Source organism: Cryobacterium sp. TMB3-10, assembly GCF_004402305.1.
Lineage (GTDB): Bacteria > Actinomycetota > Actinomycetes > Actinomycetales > Microbacteriaceae > Cryobacterium > Cryobacterium zongtaii.
The window spans coordinates 551,097-567,592 of the sequence record NZ_SOGH01000020.1; the positions used below are offsets into that span (position 1 = coordinate 551,097).

A 16,496-nucleotide genomic window follows, 5' to 3' on the forward strand; every position below is an offset into this window, starting at 1 on the left:
TCAAAGGATTCACACCGGTTATTCCGTCACCCTAGGATCGTGCGATACCTGTTTTGAGTGATGGAGGCAAAGTGGCCGAGAGAACTGAAGTCGTCTTCGTGGACGGAGTTCGCACCCCGTTCGGTCGTGCCGGCGAGAAGGGTATGTATTGGAATACCCGCGCCGACGACCTGGTCGTCAAGGCGATCACCGGACTGATGGAACGCAACCCGAACGTGCCGGGCGAACGCATCGACGATGTCGCCATCGCGGCGACCACCCAGGCCGGTGACCAGGGGCTGACTCTCGGTCGCACCGCGGCCCTGCTGGCGGGCCTGCCCGTCTCGGTGCCGGGCTTCGCCATCGACCGCATGTGCGCCGGGGCGATGACCTCGGTCACCACCATGGGCGCCGCGATCGGTTTCGGCGCATACGACCTCGCCATCGCCGGCGGAGTCGAACACATGGGTCGCCACCCGATGGGCGCCGGGGTCGACCCGAACCCCCGGTTCCTCAGCGAACGCCTGGTCAGTGAGGACGCCCTCAACATGGGCGCGACCGCCGAGCGCATCCACGACCGGTTCCCCGAGTACACCAAGGACCGTTCCGACCGGTATGCCCTGCGCAGCCAGCAGAAGGTCGCGGCCGCGTACGAAGCGGGCAAGATTCAGCCGGACCTGGTGTCCGTGGCAACCCGCAGCGCCGCGGGCTGGGGCCTCGCCACCCGCGACGAGGCGCCGCGCCCCGAGACCACCCTCGAGGGCCTCGCCGGCCTGAAGACGCCGTTCCGGCCGCACGGCCGCATCACCGCCGGCAACGCGTCCGGCCTGAACGACGGTGCCACCGCCTGCCTTCTGGCCAGCGGTGCCACAGCTAAAGAGCTCGGGCTCAGCGTGAAGATGAAGCTCGTGAGCTTCGCCTTCGCCGGTGTCGAGCCTGAGGTGATGGGGCTGGGCCCCGTGCCCTCCACGGAGAAGGTGCTGCGCAAGGCCGGTCTGTCGATCACCGACATCGGCCTGTTCGAACTCAACGAGGCGTTCGCGGTGCAGGTGATCTCCTTCCTGGACCACTTCGGCATCGACGACGACGATCCCCGCGTCAACGAGTACGGCGGCGCCATCGCCATCGGGCATCCGCTCGCATCATCGGGCGTGCGCCTGATGAACCAGCTCGCCAGCCAGTTCGCCGAACACCCCGAGGTGCGTTACGGCCTCACGGCCATGTGCATAGGCCTCGGCCAGGGTGGCACTGTGATCTGGGAAAACCCGCACTTCAACAAGAAGGCAGCCAAGCGATGACCGACAAGACCAGCACCCCCATCGACTACGCCACCGTGGACTTCTCCCCGCTCATCGTGGTGTCTGGTGACGAAGTCGTCACCCACTCGCTCGTCCGGGACGTCCCGCTTTCCGGCGGCCGCACCCTCGCCCTCGTGACGCTGGACAACGGGCGGGACCACACCAGGCCCAACACGCTCGGCCCGGTCACCCTCCTGGAATTCAGCGCCGTCATGGACGAGCTCACCGCCCGCGCCGGACGCGGTGAGATCCACGGCGTGGCCGTAACGGGCAAGCCGTTCATCCTCGCCGCTGGAGCCGATCTCAGTAAAGTCAGCGAGATCCCGTCCCGCGAGGTGGGCAAGCTGCTCGCTCAGCTCGGTCACTTCGCCCTGGGCAAGCTGAGCACCTTGGGGGTGCCGTCGTTCGTGTTCATCAACGGTCTCGCCCTCGGCGGCGGCCTCGAGGTGGCCTTGAACGCCGACTACCGCACCGTCGACGCGAGCGTCCCGGCCATAGCGCTGCCCGAGGTCTTCCTCGGCCTGATCCCCGGCTGGGGCGGCTCCTACCTGCTGCCCAACCTGATCGGCATCGAGAATGCCCTCAAGGTCATCGTTGAGAACCCGCTGAAGAACAACCGCACCTTGACCGGCGCGGACGCACTCAAGCTGGGCATCGCCGACCGAATGTTCGGGTCGGTGTCCTTCCTGGAGGACTCCATCCGGTGGGCAGACGGTGTCATCGCCGGCAGCGTTTCGGTGAGCCGGCCCAACGCGCCCGGCAAGATCGAGCGCATGGTCAAGTGGGATGCGGCCGTCGGTATCGCCCGCAAGATGCTCGAGTCCCGCATCGGCACCGTCGCGGCATCGCCGTACGCGGCACTGGACTTGATCAAGGCGGCCCGCACCGGCACCAAGGCCGAGGCCTTCGCCCGGGAGGACGAAGCCCTCGCCGACCTCATCTCCGGCGATCAGCTGCCCGCGAGCATCTACTCATTCAATCTGGTGCAGAAGCGCGCCAAGCGCCCGGCCGGCGCCCCGGACAAGACCCTGGCACGCCCCATCGGCAAAGTCGGTGTCATCGGCGCAGGCCTGATGGCCAGCCAGTTCGCCCTCCTGTTCGTGCGCCGGCTGAAGGTACCCGTCGTGATCACCGACCTCGACCAGGCCAGGGTCGACAAGGGAGTGGCTTACATCCACGGTGAGATCCAGACCCTGCAGGACAAGGGCCGGATCAGCTCCGACGAGGCGAACCGGCTGCGCGCCCTGGTGACAGGCACCACCGACAAGGCCGACTTCGCCGACGCCGATTGGGTCATCGAAGCGGTCTTCGAGGAGCTCGGGGTGAAACAGGACGTTTTCGCCGAAATCGAAAAGCACATCTCCCCCACCGCGGTGCTGGCCACCAACACGTCATCGCTGTCGGTGGAGCAGATCGGCGCGAAGCTGGCCCACCCCGAACGGCTGGTCGGTTTCCACTTCTTCAATCCAGTCGCCGTGATGCCGCTCATCGAGGTCGTGAACACCCCCGCGACCGATGACGCCACCCTCTCAACCGCGATGGTGATCGCCGCCAAGCTGCGGAAGAACGCCGTCATCACCCGCGACACCCCGGGCTTCGTGGTGAACCGGGTGCTGGCCAAGCTGCTCGGCGAGGCCATGCACGCCGTCGACACCGGCACACCGTTCGCGGTCGTCAACGGCGCCCTGGCGTCGTTCGGCCTGCCGATGACCCCGTTCGAGCTGCTCGAGCTGGTCGGCCTCAAGGTCGGCGCGCACGTGTTGGACACCCACCACGCCGCATTCCCCGACCGGTTCTTCGAGAGCACCAACCTGCACCGTCTGGCCGAGCACGGCAAGATCCTCGAGCGCAACTCCAGCGGCAAGGTCACCGGCTTCGACAAGGGTGCGGTGAAGATCGTCGCAGGCGGCACGACGCCCATCACGGCGGAGCAGATCCTGCGCCGGGTGGAGGACGGCCTCGCTGACGAGATCAAGCGGATGCTCGATGACGATGTGGTGCACGCGCCGGAGGACATCGACCTGTGCATGCTCCTCGGCGCCGGCTGGCCCTTCCAGATGGGCGGGATCACTCCGTACCTCGACAGGGTCGGCGCCAGCGAGCGGGTCTTCGGCGGCACGTTCCACACCCCGATGGTGCGCGGCGTCGGCTCCGCGGCAACGGCGAGCAGCACTCCCGTGCTGAGTTAGCCGCTCAGGGCACAACAACTGTCGCCCGTGCGGACAATTGTGGCCGGTGCGCCGGCCACAATTGTCCGTTTCGGGAACAGATGCGGGCTACCGGTTCAGCGGGCTCATGTCGGCGTAACGGTCTCCGACCGGGGCGTCGATCGCGGACAGGGTTGCGAGCTGGGCAGCGCTGAGCACAAGCGCATCCGCCGCGACGTTCTCCTCGAGCCGGTCCACCCTCTTGGTACCGGGGATCGGGGCGATGTCGGTGCCCTGGGCGAGCAGCCAGGCCAGGGCCACCTGGGCCGGCGTCGCATCGAGTTCCGTCGCGACAGCGTCGACCTGCTCCACGATGCGGATGTTGGCGGCGAGGTTGGCGCCGGCGAACCGGGGATTACTGCGCCGGAAGTCACCCTCGTCGAGCTGGTCGAGTGTACGGATGGCGCCGGTCAGGAAGCCCCGACCGAGCGGCGAGTACGGCACAAAACCGATCCCGAGCTCGCGCACCAGGGGCAGCAGTTCCGTCTCGGGCTCGCGGCTCCACAGCGAGTACTCGGTCTGCAGCGCCGTGACCGGGTGAACGGCGTGGGCCCGCCTGATGGTGTCCGGCGCCGCCTCCGACAGGCCGTAGTGACCGATCAGGCCGGCGCTGATGAGCTCGGCCAGGGCACCGACGGTGTCCTCGATGGGCACGCCCGGATCCATCCGGTGCTGGTAGTAGAGATCGATGTGATCGGTACCGAGGCGGGCCAGTGACCCTTCGACGGACAAGCGAACGTTCTCCGGACTGCCGTCCAGTCCCCTGGAGCCATCGGTGCGGTGGTGGATGGTACCGAACTTAGTGGCGATGACCACGTCGTCGCGGCGCCCGGTCAGCGCCCGGCCGAGGAGTTCCTCGTTGAGGTACGGGCCGTAGATTTCGGCGGTGTCGAACAGGGTGACACCGAGGTCGATGGCTCTGCGGATGGTGCGGATCGACTCGGCATCGTCGGTGCCGGCGCCGGAGTAGAACGCTGACATTCCCATGCAGCCCAGGCCGAGACGGCCGACCTCGAGTGGAGTGCTGGTACCCAGGGTGATGTGTTTCATGCTGTGGTCCTTTCGGCGTAGAGGGAGATCTTGTGATCGATGGCGGCGAGGCTCGCCTGCATCTCGGCGAGCTGTGCCACGACGGCGATCCGGTGGCGTTGCAGCAGCTCGAGGCGCTCCGGCGTGGTGTCCTCGCCGCGCCGGGCGAGGTCGGCGTACTCCTTGACCTGCGCGATCGGCAGGGCGGTGCTGCGTAGCCGGGTCAGGAAGATGATCCAGGTCACGTCCCGCGCCGAGTATGCCCGGTGGGTGGAGGCAGCCCGATGGATGGGTGCGAGCATCAGGCCCGCTCGCTCGTAGTACCGCAGCGTATGGGCGCTCAGCCCGGTGCGCTCGGCGACCTCGGAGATCGAAAGCTGTTCGTCGGGTGGGGTCATGCTGCAACCCTAAAACCTCGAGCGCACTCTAAGTCAAGCGGTGTCCTGATCCGGCCATAGCCATCCGCCAAAGCGGTCGCGTGGTCGCCTCAACGTTGTGGAGGTGACCACAGGGCCGCTTTCGCGGAACATACCGACGGGCGGCGGGTGAGGCGGTCAGTCGCGGGGGGCGCGCTGCAGGGGGACGGTGCCGGTTTCGGGGCGGTCGGCGTCGGCCGGCAGGGGGCGGGCGTGCGGCAGCTTGCTGCCGAGGACCATCGCGACGACGTCCCTGGCGATGTGCTGCGGCGTGAGGCCGACCCGCTCGAGGATCTCGGCGCGGGTGCCGTGGTCCAGGAACTCGTCAGGCAGACCCAGCTCGGTGACGGCGGTGTCGACGCCGGCCTCGCGCAGGTCCTGACGGATGCGGGTGCCGATGCCGCCCACCCGGATACCGTCCTCGATGCTCACCACGATGCGGTGCTGGGCGGCGAGTTCGATGATGCTCTGGGGCACCGGGACCACCCAGCGCGGATCGACGACAGTCGCACCGATGCCCTGGGCGGCGAGCCGCTCGGCGACCTCGAGGCCCATTCCGGCCATCGGACCGACGGTGACGATCAGCACGTCCTGCTGGCTGCTGCGGAGGAGTACGTCGACGCCGTCGGACAGACGCTCGAGGGCGTCGAACTCGACGCCGGTGCTGCCCTTGGGGAACCGCAGCACCGTGGGCGCGTCGTCCACGAGGACCGCCTCGGCGAGCTCTTCCCGCAGTCGGGTGGAGTCGCGCGGTGCGGCGAGTCGGATGTGCGGGATGACCTGCAGGATTGCGAGGTCCCACATGCCGTGGTGGCTCGGACCGTCCGGCCCGGTGACCCCGGCCCGGTCGAGCACGAAGGTGACGCCGGCCCTGTGCAGGGCGACATCCATCAAAACCTGGTCGAAGGCACGGTTGATGAAGGTGGCGTAGAGGGCGACCACGGGGTGCAGGCCACCGAACGCGAGCCCGGCGGCGCTCGTCACCGCGTGCTGCTCGGCGATGCCGACGTCGTGCACCCGCTCGGGGTACCGCTCGGCCATCTTGTGCAGACCGGTGGGGCGCAGCATGGCCGCGGTGATCGCCACCAGCTTCGGATTGTCGGTGGCCAGGCTCAGCAGCTCATCGGCGAAGACCGAGGTCCATGACGGTGCTCCCGCGGATTCGGTGGGCTCACCGGTCTCAGGGTCGATGACGCCGACGGCGTGGAACTGGTCGGCGACGTCCTGCACGGCGGGGTCGTAACCTTTGCCCTTCTGGGTGATGGTGTGCACGATCACGGGAGCGCCGTAGTCCTTGGCCTGGCGCAGCGCCTCGAGCATGGCCTCCATGTCGTGGCCGTCCACCGGCCCGATGTACTTGATGTCGAGGTTGGAATACAGCGCCTCGTTGTTGGAGAACCGGCTCAGGAAGCCGTGCAGACCGCCACGCACGCCGCGGAAGATGGCGCGAGCCGGCGCGCCCATGTGGTCGAAGGCCTCCCGGCTGGAGAGGTAGGCGGCCCGGTAGCTGCGGCGCAGGCGCACGGTGTTGAGGAACCTGGCCATGCCGCCGATGGTGGGCGCGTACGAGCGGCCGTTGTCGTTGATCACGATGATCAGGCGCCGGTTGTTGTCGTCGCTGATGTTGTTCAGCGCTTCCCAGGTCATACCGCCGGTGAGCGAGCCGTCGCCGACGACGGCTATGACGTGCCGGTCGCTCTGCCCGGTCATCTCGAAGGCGCGGGAGATCCCGTCGGCCCAGGACAACGAGCTCGACGCGTGGGAGCTCTCGACGATGTCGTGCACGGATTCGCTGCGCTGCGGGTAGCCGGCCAGACCATCGGACTGGCGCAACCGGCTGAAGTCCTGCCGTCCGGTGAGCATCTTGTGCACATAGGACTGGTGACCGGTGTCGAAGACGATGGCGTCACGCGGCGAATCGAAGATCCGGTGGATGGCGATGGTCATCTCGACCACGCCGAGGTTGGGGCCCAGATGCCCGCCCGTCTTCGAGATCTCCGCCACCAAGAAGGCGCGGACCTCCGCAGCCAGCTCTTCCAGCTGGTCCTTCGTGAGGCCGTCAAGGTCCCGGGGACCGTGGATCGTCTCCAGAAGGGTCATGGGCACTACCTTTCACGTTTGTTGCAACGAACGGCTCACGCCGACGCAGAACTGGCGCGCAGTTCGGATTCCCCGAGTCTACGCGCCAGTCTGCGGCGATTCTGCGAATTCCCGGTTAGACGACGAGCGAGCGCAGCACGTACTGCAGGATGCCACCGTTGCGGTAGTAGTCCGCTTCGCCGGGGGTGTCGATGCGCACGACGGCGTCGAACTCGACAACGGCCTTGCCCGGAGCGGAGTGCTCGGTCGGGGTGGCGACAACGTGCACCGTCTTGGGCGTGCGGCCCTCGTTGAGTTCCTCGATACCGGTGATCGAGACGCTCTCGGTACCGTCCAGGCCCAGGGTCACCCAGGACTCGCCGGCGGGGAACTGCAGCGGGACCACTCCCATTCCGATCAGGTTCGAGCGGTGGATGCGCTCGAAGCTCTCGGTGATGACGGCCTTGACACCCAGCAGGCTCGTGCCCTTGGCCGCCCAGTCCCGAGACGAGCCGGAACCGTACTCCTTGCCGCCGAAAATCACCAGCGGGGTGCCGGCGGCCTGGTAGTTCTGGCTGGCGTCGTAGATGAAGGACTGCGGCGCATCCGGCTTGGTGAAGTCGCGGGTGTAACCGCCCTCGACGCCGTCAAGCAGCTGGTTGCGCAGCCGGATGTTTGCGAAGGTGCCGCGGATCATGATCTCGTGGTTACCGCGGCGCGAGCCGTAGGAGTTGAAGTCGCTTCGGTCGACGCCGTGCTCCATCAGGTACGCACCGGCCGGGCTGTCGGCCTTGATGTTGCCTGCCGGGCTGATGTGGTCGGTGGTGACCGAGTCGCCGAGCTTGGCGAGCACCCTGGCGCCGACGATGTCGGCGACCGGGCTGGTCTCCAGCGTCATACCGTCGAAGTACGGGGGCTTCCGCACGTAGGTGGACTTGGGGTCCCACTCGAAGACCTCGCTGTCGGGCGTGGGCAGTGAACGCCAGCGCTCATCTCCCTCGAAGACCTCACCGTATTCCTTGGTGAACATGGCCGTGTCGATCGAGCTGTCGATGGTGGACTGCACCTCGGCGGAGTCCGGCCAGATGTCCTTGAGGAACACGTCGTTGCCTTCGGTGTCCTGGCCGAGGGCATCCGTGTCGAAGTCGAAGTTCATCGATCCGGCCAGGGCGTACGCGATGACCAACGGCGGGCTGGCCAGGTAGTTCATCTTGACGTCCGGGCTGATGCGGCCCTCGAAGTTACGGTTTCCGGAGAGCACCGCGGTGACAGCGAGGTCGTTGTCGTTGATCGCGGCGGAGACCTCGTTGATGAGGGGTCCGGTGTTGCCGATGCAGACCGTGCAGCCGTAGCCGACGGTGTAGAAGCCGAGGGCCTCGAGGTCGTCGGTGAGGCCGGCCTTGGCGTAGTAGTCCGTGACGACCTTGGAGCCCGGCGCCAGGGTGGTCTTGACCCAGGGCTTGGACTTCAGGCCCTTCTTCACGGCGTTCCGCGCCAGCAGGCCCGCGGCGAGCATGACCGACGGATTCGAGGTGTTGGTGCAGGAGGTGATGGCCGCAACGGCGACGGCTCCGTGGTCGAGCGTGTAGCTCGCCCCGTCGGCCGTGGTGATCGGAACCGGGCTCGACACCGAGACGGGAGCGTGGCTCACGTGCTGGTGCGAAACCTGGTGGGCGCTCTGCTCGTCCTCGGCGGTGAAACCGATCGGGTCAGAGGCGGGGAAGGATGCCTCGACGGCCGCGTCCACCATGGACAGGTCGTGCGTGGCGTAGTTCTGCAGGTCGATCTCGAACTGCGACTTCGCGTTGCTGAGTTCGACCCGGTCCTGCGGGCGCTTGGGTCCGGCGATCGACGGAACGACGGTGCCCAGGTCGAGTTCGAGGTACTCGCTGAAGACGGGCTCCTGTGCGGGGTCGTGCCACAGGCCCTGCAGCTTGGAGTACGCCTCGACGAGTGCGACCTGCTCTTCGCTGCGGCCGGTGAGACGCAGGTAGCCGAGGGTGACGTCGTCGATCGGGAACATGGCAGCGGTGGAGCCGAACTCCGGGCTCATGTTGCCGATGGTGGCGCGGTTGGCCAGCGGCACCTGGGCGACGCCCTCGCCGTAGAATTCGACGAACTTCCCCACAACGCCGTGGCGGCGCAGCATCTGGGTGATCGTGAGCACAACATCCGTCGCGGTGACGCCGGCGGGGATGGAGCCGTTGAGCTTGAAGCCGACGACCTTGGGGATCAGCATCGACACGGGCTGGCCGAGCATGGCCGCCTCGGCTTCGATGCCGCCGACGCCCCAGCCGAGCACGCCCAGGCCGTTGACCATCGTGGTGTGCGAGTCGGTGCCGACACAGGTGTCGGGGTAGGCGCGGAGGACGCCGCCTACTTCGCGCGTGAAGGTGACGCGGGCCAGGTACTCGATGTTGACCTGGTGCACGATGCCGGTTCCCGGCGGGACGACTTTGAAGTCGTCGAACGCGGTCTGGCCCCAGCGCAGGAACTGGTAACGCTCACCGTTGCGCTCGTATTCGATCTCGACGTTGCGCTCGAGGGCGTTCTCGCTGCCGAACAGGTCGGCGATGACCGAGTGGTCGATGACGAGCTCGGCAGGGGCGAGCGGGTTGATCTTGTTGGGGTCGCCGCCGAGGTCGGCGACGGCCTCGCGCATGGTGGCGAGGTCGACGATGCACGGCACGCCGGTGAAGTCCTGCATGATCACGCGAGCTGGCGTGAACTGGATTTCTGTGTCGGGATCGCTGGTGGGAACCCACGCGCCGAGTGCGCGGATGTGATCCGCGGTGATGTTGGCGCCGTCTTCGGTGCGGAGGAGGTTCTCCAGCAGCACCTTGAGGCTGAACGGCAGCTTCTCGTATCCCTTGACGGCATCCAGGCGAAAGACTTCGTAGTCCGTCGCACCGACGCGCAGGGTGTCCCGAGCTCCAAAACTATTAACAGCAGACACGATGCCCTCTCCTTTGTGGAAACCGACGGGAACCCGTCCGCGATCCTCAATCCTGACCAACTGACGCCGAGTTCTGCCAGCAAGGGTAGCCTTACCGCAAACTATCTTGACGTCGAGATAACTATAGCACCGGCCGCTGTGCGGCGGTGGCCGCGTACACGGAACGCACCATCAGCCAGGAGACCACAAGAAGCGGCGCATACAGCGGGATCCCCATGAGCAGTTTGGTCGCGCCCAACCACTCGACGTTGCCGGCGTAGTACAGGGGAAGCTGCACGGCCAGGCGCAGGATGAACAGTCCCGCCCACATGAAGGTGAGAATTGTCAGCACCCGTCGTTTGGACGGGTCGGCCCGCCAGGCGAGCTGCTCCCCCATCAGGAACCCGACGGCCACACCGATGAGCGGCCAGCCGATCAGTGCGGAGACGAGCAGGGCCGCTCCGTACACACCGTTGGTCCAGAAGCCCGGCAGGTAGAAGTCTTCGGCGCGGCCGGTGAACAGGGCGAGCACGGCGCTGAGGCCGATTCCGACGAGTCCACCGACGGCCTGGGTGACGGTCTGTTTACGGGCCAGCCGGAGCGCGAAGAAGATCACACCGATGATCACCGGAGCGATCAGGGACGGAATCAGCTCACGGGTGAGGGTATAGGTGACCAGGAAGACCAGGCCCGGCAGGACGGCCTCGACCAGGCCGCGGATGCCGCCCATGGCAGCCAGCAGCGCGTGGCCGCTGATGGGTTCCCCGTCTGCGGCCGGACTGAACCCGGCGCGGCGGGCCGCCGCGGCCATACTGTCGGCGAGGGCGCCGGCGGGCTCTGCCGGGCTGCCGGCACTGCTGGCACCGGCTCTGGCGGCACTGTCAGTGCCGTCGGTGCCGTCGGACGTCTTACGCGGTTCGGGTTCTGGCCCGGAGAGGGAATCCGTCATCAGGTGACTTTCGGTGAGTGCACCTGACGGATCAGGTGCCGGTGGGTTCGGGCTTACCGGCCGGGGTGGCCGGCATCCGAAGCGGGATGAGGTCGCGCGGCGGCATCGGGGCTGAACCGCGCACCACGACGATGCTGCGGAACAGGTCTTCGATCTGCGCTGCGGCTTCGGGGTTGATGGCGCCCTCGCCGGCGATGACGCCGCGGAGGAACCAGCGCGGTCCGTCCACGCCGATGAAACGGGCCAACCGGGTGGTGCCCGCGGGACCCTGGCCGGCTGCGACGGGGATCTCGGCGACGAGTTCGGGCCCGAACGGACCTTCGCGCGGAGTGGTCGAGCCACCCTGCTTGGCGATCTGGTCGGCGATCTGGGTGCGGATTTCCTGCCACAGGCCGCTGGAGCGCGGCGCCGCAAAGGGCTGCACCTGCAGGGTCGAACCGGCATAATCCAGGCCGATGGCAACGACTCGCTTGGAGCCCTCTTCGATCTCGAGCCGGAGGTGCAGGCCCTCGCGCGGCAGGATCTTCACGCCACCGAGATCGACGTATGGGCGGACCGGGTTCGCCTCAGACTCGTCGAGGGGGCCGTCCACGTCACGGTCGACCGGAGCTGACTTGGCGTGCATGTCGGGGACCTGCTGCTCGGCTCCGGTGAGTTCGGTGCTGTCGGTGCCGGCCGTCTCGTCGGTGCTTGAGCGCGTGTCGGGGTTCACTTTGTCACTCACAGGGTTTCTCCGCTTCGGTGGGCGTCCGTCGGGGCGGACAATTCGGTCTGGGGGGCGCGGTCCGCAGGAGCGCCCGGCGCGACGCCGGTCGAGCCGAAGCCGCCCTCGCCACGCATGCTGCCGGGGAGCCGCTCGACTGGCACGAAGACCGCCCGGGCCACCGGAACCACGATGAGTTGGGCGATGCGGTCGCCGATGTTGATGGGGAACGGGGTGACGGTGTCGGTGTTGAGCAGGCAGACCTTGACCTCGCCGCGGTAGCCCGCGTCAACGGTCCCCGGCGAGTTCACGACGGTGATTCCGTGCTTGACGGCCAGTCCGCTGCGGGGGACCACGAAGGCCGCGTATCCGTCCGGCAACGCTATCGACACACCGGTGCCGACGAGGGCCCGTTCACCGGGAGCCAGGACCAAGGCCTCCGAGGCGTGCAGGTCGGCTCCGGCGTCACCCGGATGGGCGTAGGTCGGGAGAACGGACGCGGTAATCAGGACTTCGACGCTTTCAGCCACGTGTCGAGGGTAGTGCAGTTATCTGGTCGAATAGACCCATGCCCGATTATCGCGAAAAACTCTGGCCATCCCCATGGCTCTTCATCATCACTTCGCTGGTGATTCCCGCAAGCCTCCTGGTCTTCCTGCCGATCTCGGTGCTGGCGGGGATCCTGACCGGCGCCGGCCTCTACCTCGGCAGCGCCCTGCTGCTGGTGCTGGCGTCGCCGACGGTTTCGGTGTCCGACGGTGTCCTCACCGCCGGCCGGGCGCGCATCGAAACCCGCCTGCTCGGTGAGGCCGTCCCCCTCGAGGCTGCGGATGCCACTCTCGAGCGTGGCCAGAAGCTGGATGCCCGCGCGTGGCTGCTGATCCGTGGCTGGATCGCACCCGTGGTGCGGATCCCGCTTGAAGACCCGACCGATCCGGCGCCGTACTGGCTGGTCTCCAGCCGCCGGCCGCAGAAAATGGCCGCCGCGATCAATGGATCGCGACGGCCAGCATCAAGTAACTAAGCGCGCTTAGGCGTCGCACTCCAGGCAGACCGGGCCGAGCTTGGTCTCGTGCGACATCTGCGAACGGTGCTTCACGAGGAAGCACTCCACGCAGGTGAACTCGTCGGCCTGCGGGGGCAGGACGACGACGTCGAGGTCGAGGTCGGACAGATCGGCGCCCGGGAGGTCGAAGCCACCGGGGTTGTCGGAGTCGTCAACATCAACGACACCAGACATCTTGTCGGGTACACGCTCCTTGAGGGCCTCAATCGACTCTGAGTCGTCTTCGGTCTTTCGCGGTGCGTCGTAATCGGTTGCCATGCCCATCCATTTCATTAACGCCGATAAACGAAATCGGCGGCCATAGTTTGCAACAATCCGTGCGGAATAGCAAACCAATCGCCAACCTTTCAGGTTGGCAATGGGAGCAACTTCCGGCACGCCCGCAGTATTCCCCGAAAAATGCCACATTGCATGGCAGGGTTGGGCCATCAGTAATCGCGAGAGGGCTTTCGCCATGCAGGATTTGAAAGTTATCGGAGTCGAGAACGGCGCGCTGCTTGCAGCGTCAGAGGAGGGTGATCGCTTTCGGATCCCCATCGATGCGGTTCTCCAGTCCCGGCTTCGCCAAACCCAAACGGATGCGTCCGTTCGGCCCAAACTGTCGCCCCGGGAGGTGCAGGCGCACATCCGTGCCGGCATGTCCGCGGAGGACGTCGCTGCAGTGACCGGTGCGTCGCTGGACTTCGTCAAGCGGTTCGAGGGACCGGTGGTCGCCGAACGCGAATACATAGTGTCGAGCGCGCTGAGCGTGCCCGTGCACACCGCGATCGACCCCGATCCCATCGACGAGCAGGCCAACTTCGGCAGCGTCATCCGGGAACGCCTGGCGTCCCTGGGTGCGTCCAACGAACGCTGGGCCAGCTGGAAGGAACCCGGCGCCGGGTGGATCGTCAAGCTCGCCTTCACGGCTGACGACATCGACCACGACGCCCGGTGGGGCTTCGAACCCAAGAAGAACACCCTCTCGCCGATCGGCAGTGAGGCCATTGCCCTCTCCCAACAGGGCGAGCTCAAGGGTGCCCTGATCCCCCGGCTGCGTGCCGTCGGCGCCGAAACCAGCCTGGCCGACGTGAGCCGGTTCGACAGCGGCGCCTTCACGTTCAAGGAATCCCTGGCCGACGACATCCTCAACGACACGGCTCCGCTGCACGATCCGGTGCCATACGCCCGTTCCGCCGGTACGACGGAGGCCGTGTCCAAGGCCGCCATCAAGCGAGCGGCCGAACCGCCGCAGAGCCTGAGCGAGACCGCGGACCTGCTCGAGTCGCTTCGCCGCCGCCGCGGTGAACGGGAAGCGGCCGCCGGAGAGACCGAAACGCCCGTCACACCAGTGGTGGATACCCGCCGTACCGAGCGGGCACCGGCCGAGTCCGGGATCCGCCTGGTCAACGAGGCTCCCCCTGTTGCCGAGGCTGCCACCGCAGCCCCCGAGGAAACCCGCAACGTGTGGGCCACTCAGGCCGCCACGGGCCAACCACGCACCGGTCAGACCGGTCGCCGCGGCCGCGCATCGATGCCCAGCTGGGACGAGATAGTCTTCGGCGCACGAACCGACGACGACCTGGCCTGATCCTCACCTGAGTCATAGGCTGCGGTTCCATGACGCGTGCCTCCCGCTCCGACATCACCCGGCGTCGCCTGGCCAGCCAGGCGCTGACCGGGTCGATTACCGAGCCCGCCCAGGTCGTCGACCGCATGCTGGCCGTGCAGGCGCAGGACCTCCGCTGGGCGAAGTGGGCCGTTGCCGTGCGGGCCCCCGGAAGCACCTCCGCCGACATCGACACGCTGATCGACTCCGCCAGGATCGTGCGCTCCTGGCCGATGCGGGGAACCCTGCACCTGGTGCCGGGGCCGGACCTGGGCTGGATGCTCGGACTCACCACCGCCAGGCTCTGGGCCGGTGCGGCAACCCGGCGCCGCGACCTGGGCCTGGACGAGGCGACCATCGAACGCTCCCGCACCGTGGCCGAGAATGCCCTCAGCGGCGGACGGGAGCTCACCAGGGCAGCCTTCCTGGCACTGCTGGAGCGCCACGGCATCGGCACAGACGGCCAGCGGGGATATCACCTCATCTGGCACCTCGCCCAGTCGGGAACCCTCTGCTGGGGCCGGCAGCTCGACGCCCAACAGATGCTCGTGCTGTTCTCGGACTGGGTCCCGCACCCCCGGCAGCTCGAACGCGACCAGGCACTGGGCGAATACCTGCTGCGCTACCTGGCCGGACACGGGCCGGCTCCCTTGACCGACTTCGCCTGGTGGTCCCAGCTCACCATGAGCGACGCCAAGACGGCCCTGGCCGTTGGTGGAGGGCAGCTCAACACCCTCGACGTCGACGGAGTGAGCCACCTGCTCCCCCAGAGCTCAGATCTCGGACCGCTGAGCCGCGCCGCGCCGGGGCGCGGTCCCAGTGCCGTGCTGGCCCTGCCGGGCTTCGATGAATACCTGCTCGGCTATCGGGATCGCAGCTTCGCGATCGAACCCGAGAACCTGACCAGGGTCGTCCCGGGCAAGAACGGGATCTTCCTGCCCGTCCTGGTTCGCGGCGGCCGTATTTTCGGCACCTGGCGGCGCGAATGGCAGCCCCGGGCGATCACGGTGCACCCCGCGCCGTTCACCCCGCAGGGCGCCGCATCGCTCCCGGGAACCGATCGGGCCCTTCACGAATACGCCCGCTTCCTCGGCCGCCCGGTGCAGGTACTTCCGGCCCCACCGACCGTGCCCGCCGCGCCCTAGCCTGCCGTGGTGAGACCGGTGATCGGTCCGGTCCGTCGGGCCTTGTACCCTATGACAGTGCGAATAACGACCAGCCTGCGAGTATCCAGACGGATCCCGCTGCTGCAGACCCTCAAGACCTCGGTCGCAGTGGTCCTGGCCTGGGTAATCTCGCTGTGGCTCCTGCCCGGCGAGCTGCCCATCTTCGCCGCGATGGCCGCCATCTTCGTCGTGCAGCCCAGCATCAACCAGTCCCTGGGACGGGCCCTGGAACGCAGCCTCGGCGTCGTCGGCGGAGTCCTGGTTGCTCTGGGCATCGGGCTGTGGTTCGGACAGGACAGCTGGATCGTCCTGGGGGCGATCGTGCTCTGCATCCTGCTGGCCTGGGCCCTGAAGCTGTCGCCTGGCTCGGCGAATCAGATCCCGATCAGCGCGATGCTCGTCCTCGTGCTGGGTGCCGCGACACCGACCTACGCCAGGGACCGCATCATCGAGACCATCCTGGGCGCCGCGATCGCCGTGATCGTCAACGCGTTGATCGTTCCGCCGGTGTTGCTCACGCCCGCACACGACGCGGTGACCCGGCTCACCCTGGAGGTGGCCGCGACCTTCGACCGGGTGGCCACCGCGCTGCTGAGCCCGCAGAAGTACGCCGATCTGGAGAGCCTGATGATCCAGGCCAGACTACTGCGGCCCATGCTGGCCAAGGCCGAACGGGCCATCAGCCAGGCCGAGGAGAGCCTGACACTCAATCCCCGCCAAAGCAGGCACCGCGAGGTTCTCGACGCCGACACCGACCTCTACGCCCGCCTGGTGCCCCTGGTCACCCGGGCACTGGGCATGACGAGAGCGCTGCGGGACCACTACGACGATAGCCTGCACCTCGAGCCCACCGTGCAGGCCTTCGCCATCGAGCTGGAGAGGGCCGCGCACGATCTGCGATTGCTCACCGTGCCGGCGGATGGGAAGCCGTCCGCCTCGGCGGCTCCGGGGATCGAGCCGCTCGCCCTGACGGCGCCGCTGATGATCATGACTCCACATCCCCAGCACTGGATCTTGATCGGCGCCCTGATGGAGGACCTGCGACGGGTGCGCGAGGAGATCACCGGCGAGTAGGCTGCCC

General features: G+C 67.3%; 14 protein-coding genes. 6 read left to right on the top strand and 8 right to left on the bottom strand.

Annotated elements, in window-relative coordinates:
• Positions 1 to 71 precede the first annotated feature (71 nt).
• Entirely contained in the window at positions 72 to 1,277 is a 1,206-nt protein-coding gene (locus E3T22_RS10690) for a thiolase family protein (RefSeq protein ID WP_134480080.1), read from the top strand.
• The gene (locus tag E3T22_RS10695; protein ID WP_134480082.1) at positions 1,274 to 3,466 is read left to right on the top strand and encodes a 3-hydroxyacyl-CoA dehydrogenase NAD-binding domain-containing protein; all 2,193 of its coding nucleotides are present in this window, start codon (positions 1,274 to 1,276) and stop codon (positions 3,464 to 3,466) included. Before E3T22_RS10690 ends, E3T22_RS10695 begins: the two co-directional genes overlap by 4 nt.
• Positions 3,467 to 3,553: 87 nt before the next feature.
• Here the strand turns inward: E3T22_RS10695 and E3T22_RS10700 are convergent, their stop codons facing one another.
• The 7 genes from E3T22_RS10700 to dut all read right to left on the bottom strand — a co-directional run bounded on the left by E3T22_RS10700 (position 3,554) and on the right by dut (position 12,125).
• A complete protein-coding gene (locus E3T22_RS10700; RefSeq protein WP_134480084.1) occupies positions 3,554 to 4,534 on the bottom strand; it encodes an aldo/keto reductase in 981 nt (326 codons plus the stop codon).
• Positions 4,531 to 4,911 (bottom strand): MerR family transcriptional regulator, encoded by a 381-nt coding sequence (locus tag E3T22_RS10705; protein ID WP_134480085.1) that lies wholly within the window; start codon positions 4,909 to 4,911, stop codon positions 4,531 to 4,533. The genes E3T22_RS10700 and E3T22_RS10705 overlap by 4 nt, the downstream gene beginning before the upstream one ends.
• 156 nt (positions 4,912 to 5,067) lie before the next feature.
• Complete coding sequence (gene dxs / locus E3T22_RS10710) at positions 5,068 to 7,029, bottom strand: 1-deoxy-D-xylulose-5-phosphate synthase (protein WP_134480087.1); 1,962 nt, start codon at positions 7,027 to 7,029, stop codon at positions 5,068 to 5,070.
• Positions 7,030 to 7,144: 115 nt separating this feature from the next.
• Positions 7,145 to 9,964 carry an aconitate hydratase AcnA gene (gene acnA / locus E3T22_RS10715; RefSeq protein WP_103431942.1) on the bottom strand — a complete coding sequence of 940 codons (2,820 nt, stop codon included), beginning with the start codon at positions 9,962 to 9,964 and terminating at the stop codon, positions 7,145 to 7,147.
• A gap of 121 nt (positions 9,965 to 10,085) precedes the next feature.
• Positions 10,086 to 10,892, bottom strand: a complete 807-nt coding sequence (locus tag E3T22_RS10720) for a DUF3159 domain-containing protein (RefSeq protein ID WP_088456344.1) — start codon at positions 10,890 to 10,892, stop codon at positions 10,086 to 10,088.
• A 31-nt stretch (positions 10,893 to 10,923) separates the two neighbouring features.
• Entirely contained in the window at positions 10,924 to 11,517 is a 594-nt protein-coding gene (locus E3T22_RS10725; protein ID WP_134408765.1) for a DUF3710 domain-containing protein, read from the bottom strand.
• 95 nt (positions 11,518 to 11,612) lie between these two features.
• Positions 11,613 to 12,125 carry a dUTP diphosphatase gene (gene dut, locus E3T22_RS10730; RefSeq protein ID WP_134480089.1) on the bottom strand — a complete coding sequence of 171 codons (513 nt, stop codon included), beginning with the start codon at positions 12,123 to 12,125 and terminating at the stop codon, positions 11,613 to 11,615.
• 38 nt (positions 12,126 to 12,163) lie between these two features.
• Between dut and E3T22_RS10735 the strand changes: the two genes are divergently transcribed.
• The gene (locus E3T22_RS10735) at positions 12,164 to 12,619 is read left to right on the top strand and encodes a DUF3093 domain-containing protein (protein WP_134480091.1); all 456 of its coding nucleotides are present in this window, start codon (positions 12,164 to 12,166) and stop codon (positions 12,617 to 12,619) included.
• A gap of 6 nt (positions 12,620 to 12,625) precedes the next feature.
• Here E3T22_RS10735 and E3T22_RS10740 read toward each other — a convergent pair whose 3' ends face one another.
• On the bottom strand, positions 12,626 to 12,919 hold the full coding sequence (locus E3T22_RS10740) for a DUF4193 domain-containing protein (RefSeq protein WP_066599570.1): 294 nt from the start codon (positions 12,917 to 12,919) through the stop codon (positions 12,626 to 12,628).
• A gap of 196 nt (positions 12,920 to 13,115) precedes the next feature.
• On the opposite strand from E3T22_RS10740, the gene sepH reads away from it, so the two are divergent.
• From sepH to E3T22_RS10755, 3 genes are read left to right on the top strand one after another with little or no spacing between them, the layout of a single operon-like run.
• On the top strand, positions 13,116 to 14,231 hold the full coding sequence (gene sepH / locus E3T22_RS10745; RefSeq protein ID WP_088456347.1) for a septation protein SepH: 1,116 nt from the start codon (positions 13,116 to 13,118) through the stop codon (positions 14,229 to 14,231).
• A 29-nt stretch (positions 14,232 to 14,260) separates the two neighbouring features.
• Positions 14,261 to 15,394 carry a winged helix DNA-binding domain-containing protein gene (locus E3T22_RS10750; RefSeq protein ID WP_134480093.1) on the top strand — a complete coding sequence of 378 codons (1,134 nt, stop codon included), beginning with the start codon at positions 14,261 to 14,263 and terminating at the stop codon, positions 15,392 to 15,394.
• Between the two features lie 51 nt (positions 15,395 to 15,445).
• Complete coding sequence (locus tag E3T22_RS10755) at positions 15,446 to 16,489, top strand: aromatic acid exporter family protein (protein ID WP_370028116.1); 1,044 nt, start codon at positions 15,446 to 15,448, stop codon at positions 16,487 to 16,489.
• The last annotated feature ends 7 nt before the right edge of the window (positions 16,490 to 16,496 follow it).

Excerpts from the sequence above, each read along its gene's own strand:
- E3T22_RS10695 (WP_134480082.1), top strand. The coding sequence starts at position 1,274 with ATGACCGACAAGACCAGCACCCCCATCGACTACGCCACCGTGGACTTC.
- E3T22_RS10700 (WP_134480084.1), bottom strand. The coding sequence starts at position 4,534 with ATGAAACACATCACCCTGGGTACCAGCACTCCACTCGAGGTCGGCCGT.
- E3T22_RS10705 (WP_134480085.1), bottom strand. The coding sequence starts at position 4,911 with ATGACCCCACCCGACGAACAGCTTTCGATCTCCGAGGTCGCCGAGCGC.
- dxs (WP_134480087.1), bottom strand. The coding sequence starts at position 7,029 with ATGACCCTTCTGGAGACGATCCACGGTCCCCGGGACCTTGACGGCCTC.
- E3T22_RS10720 (WP_088456344.1), bottom strand. The coding sequence starts at position 10,892 with ATGACGGATTCCCTCTCCGGGCCAGAACCCGAACCGCGTAAGACGTCC.
- E3T22_RS10725 (WP_134408765.1), bottom strand. The coding sequence starts at position 11,517 with ATGCACGCCAAGTCAGCTCCGGTCGACCGTGACGTGGACGGCCCCCTC.
- E3T22_RS10735 (WP_134480091.1), top strand. The coding sequence starts at position 12,164 with ATGCCCGATTATCGCGAAAAACTCTGGCCATCCCCATGGCTCTTCATC.
- E3T22_RS10740 (WP_066599570.1), bottom strand. The coding sequence starts at position 12,919 with ATGGCAACCGATTACGACGCACCGCGAAAGACCGAAGACGACTCAGAG.
- sepH (WP_088456347.1), top strand. The coding sequence starts at position 13,116 with ATGCAGGATTTGAAAGTTATCGGAGTCGAGAACGGCGCGCTGCTTGCA.
- E3T22_RS10750 (WP_134480093.1), top strand. The coding sequence starts at position 14,261 with ATGACGCGTGCCTCCCGCTCCGACATCACCCGGCGTCGCCTGGCCAGC.
- E3T22_RS10755 (WP_370028116.1), top strand. The coding sequence starts at position 15,446 with ATGACAGTGCGAATAACGACCAGCCTGCGAGTATCCAGACGGATCCCG.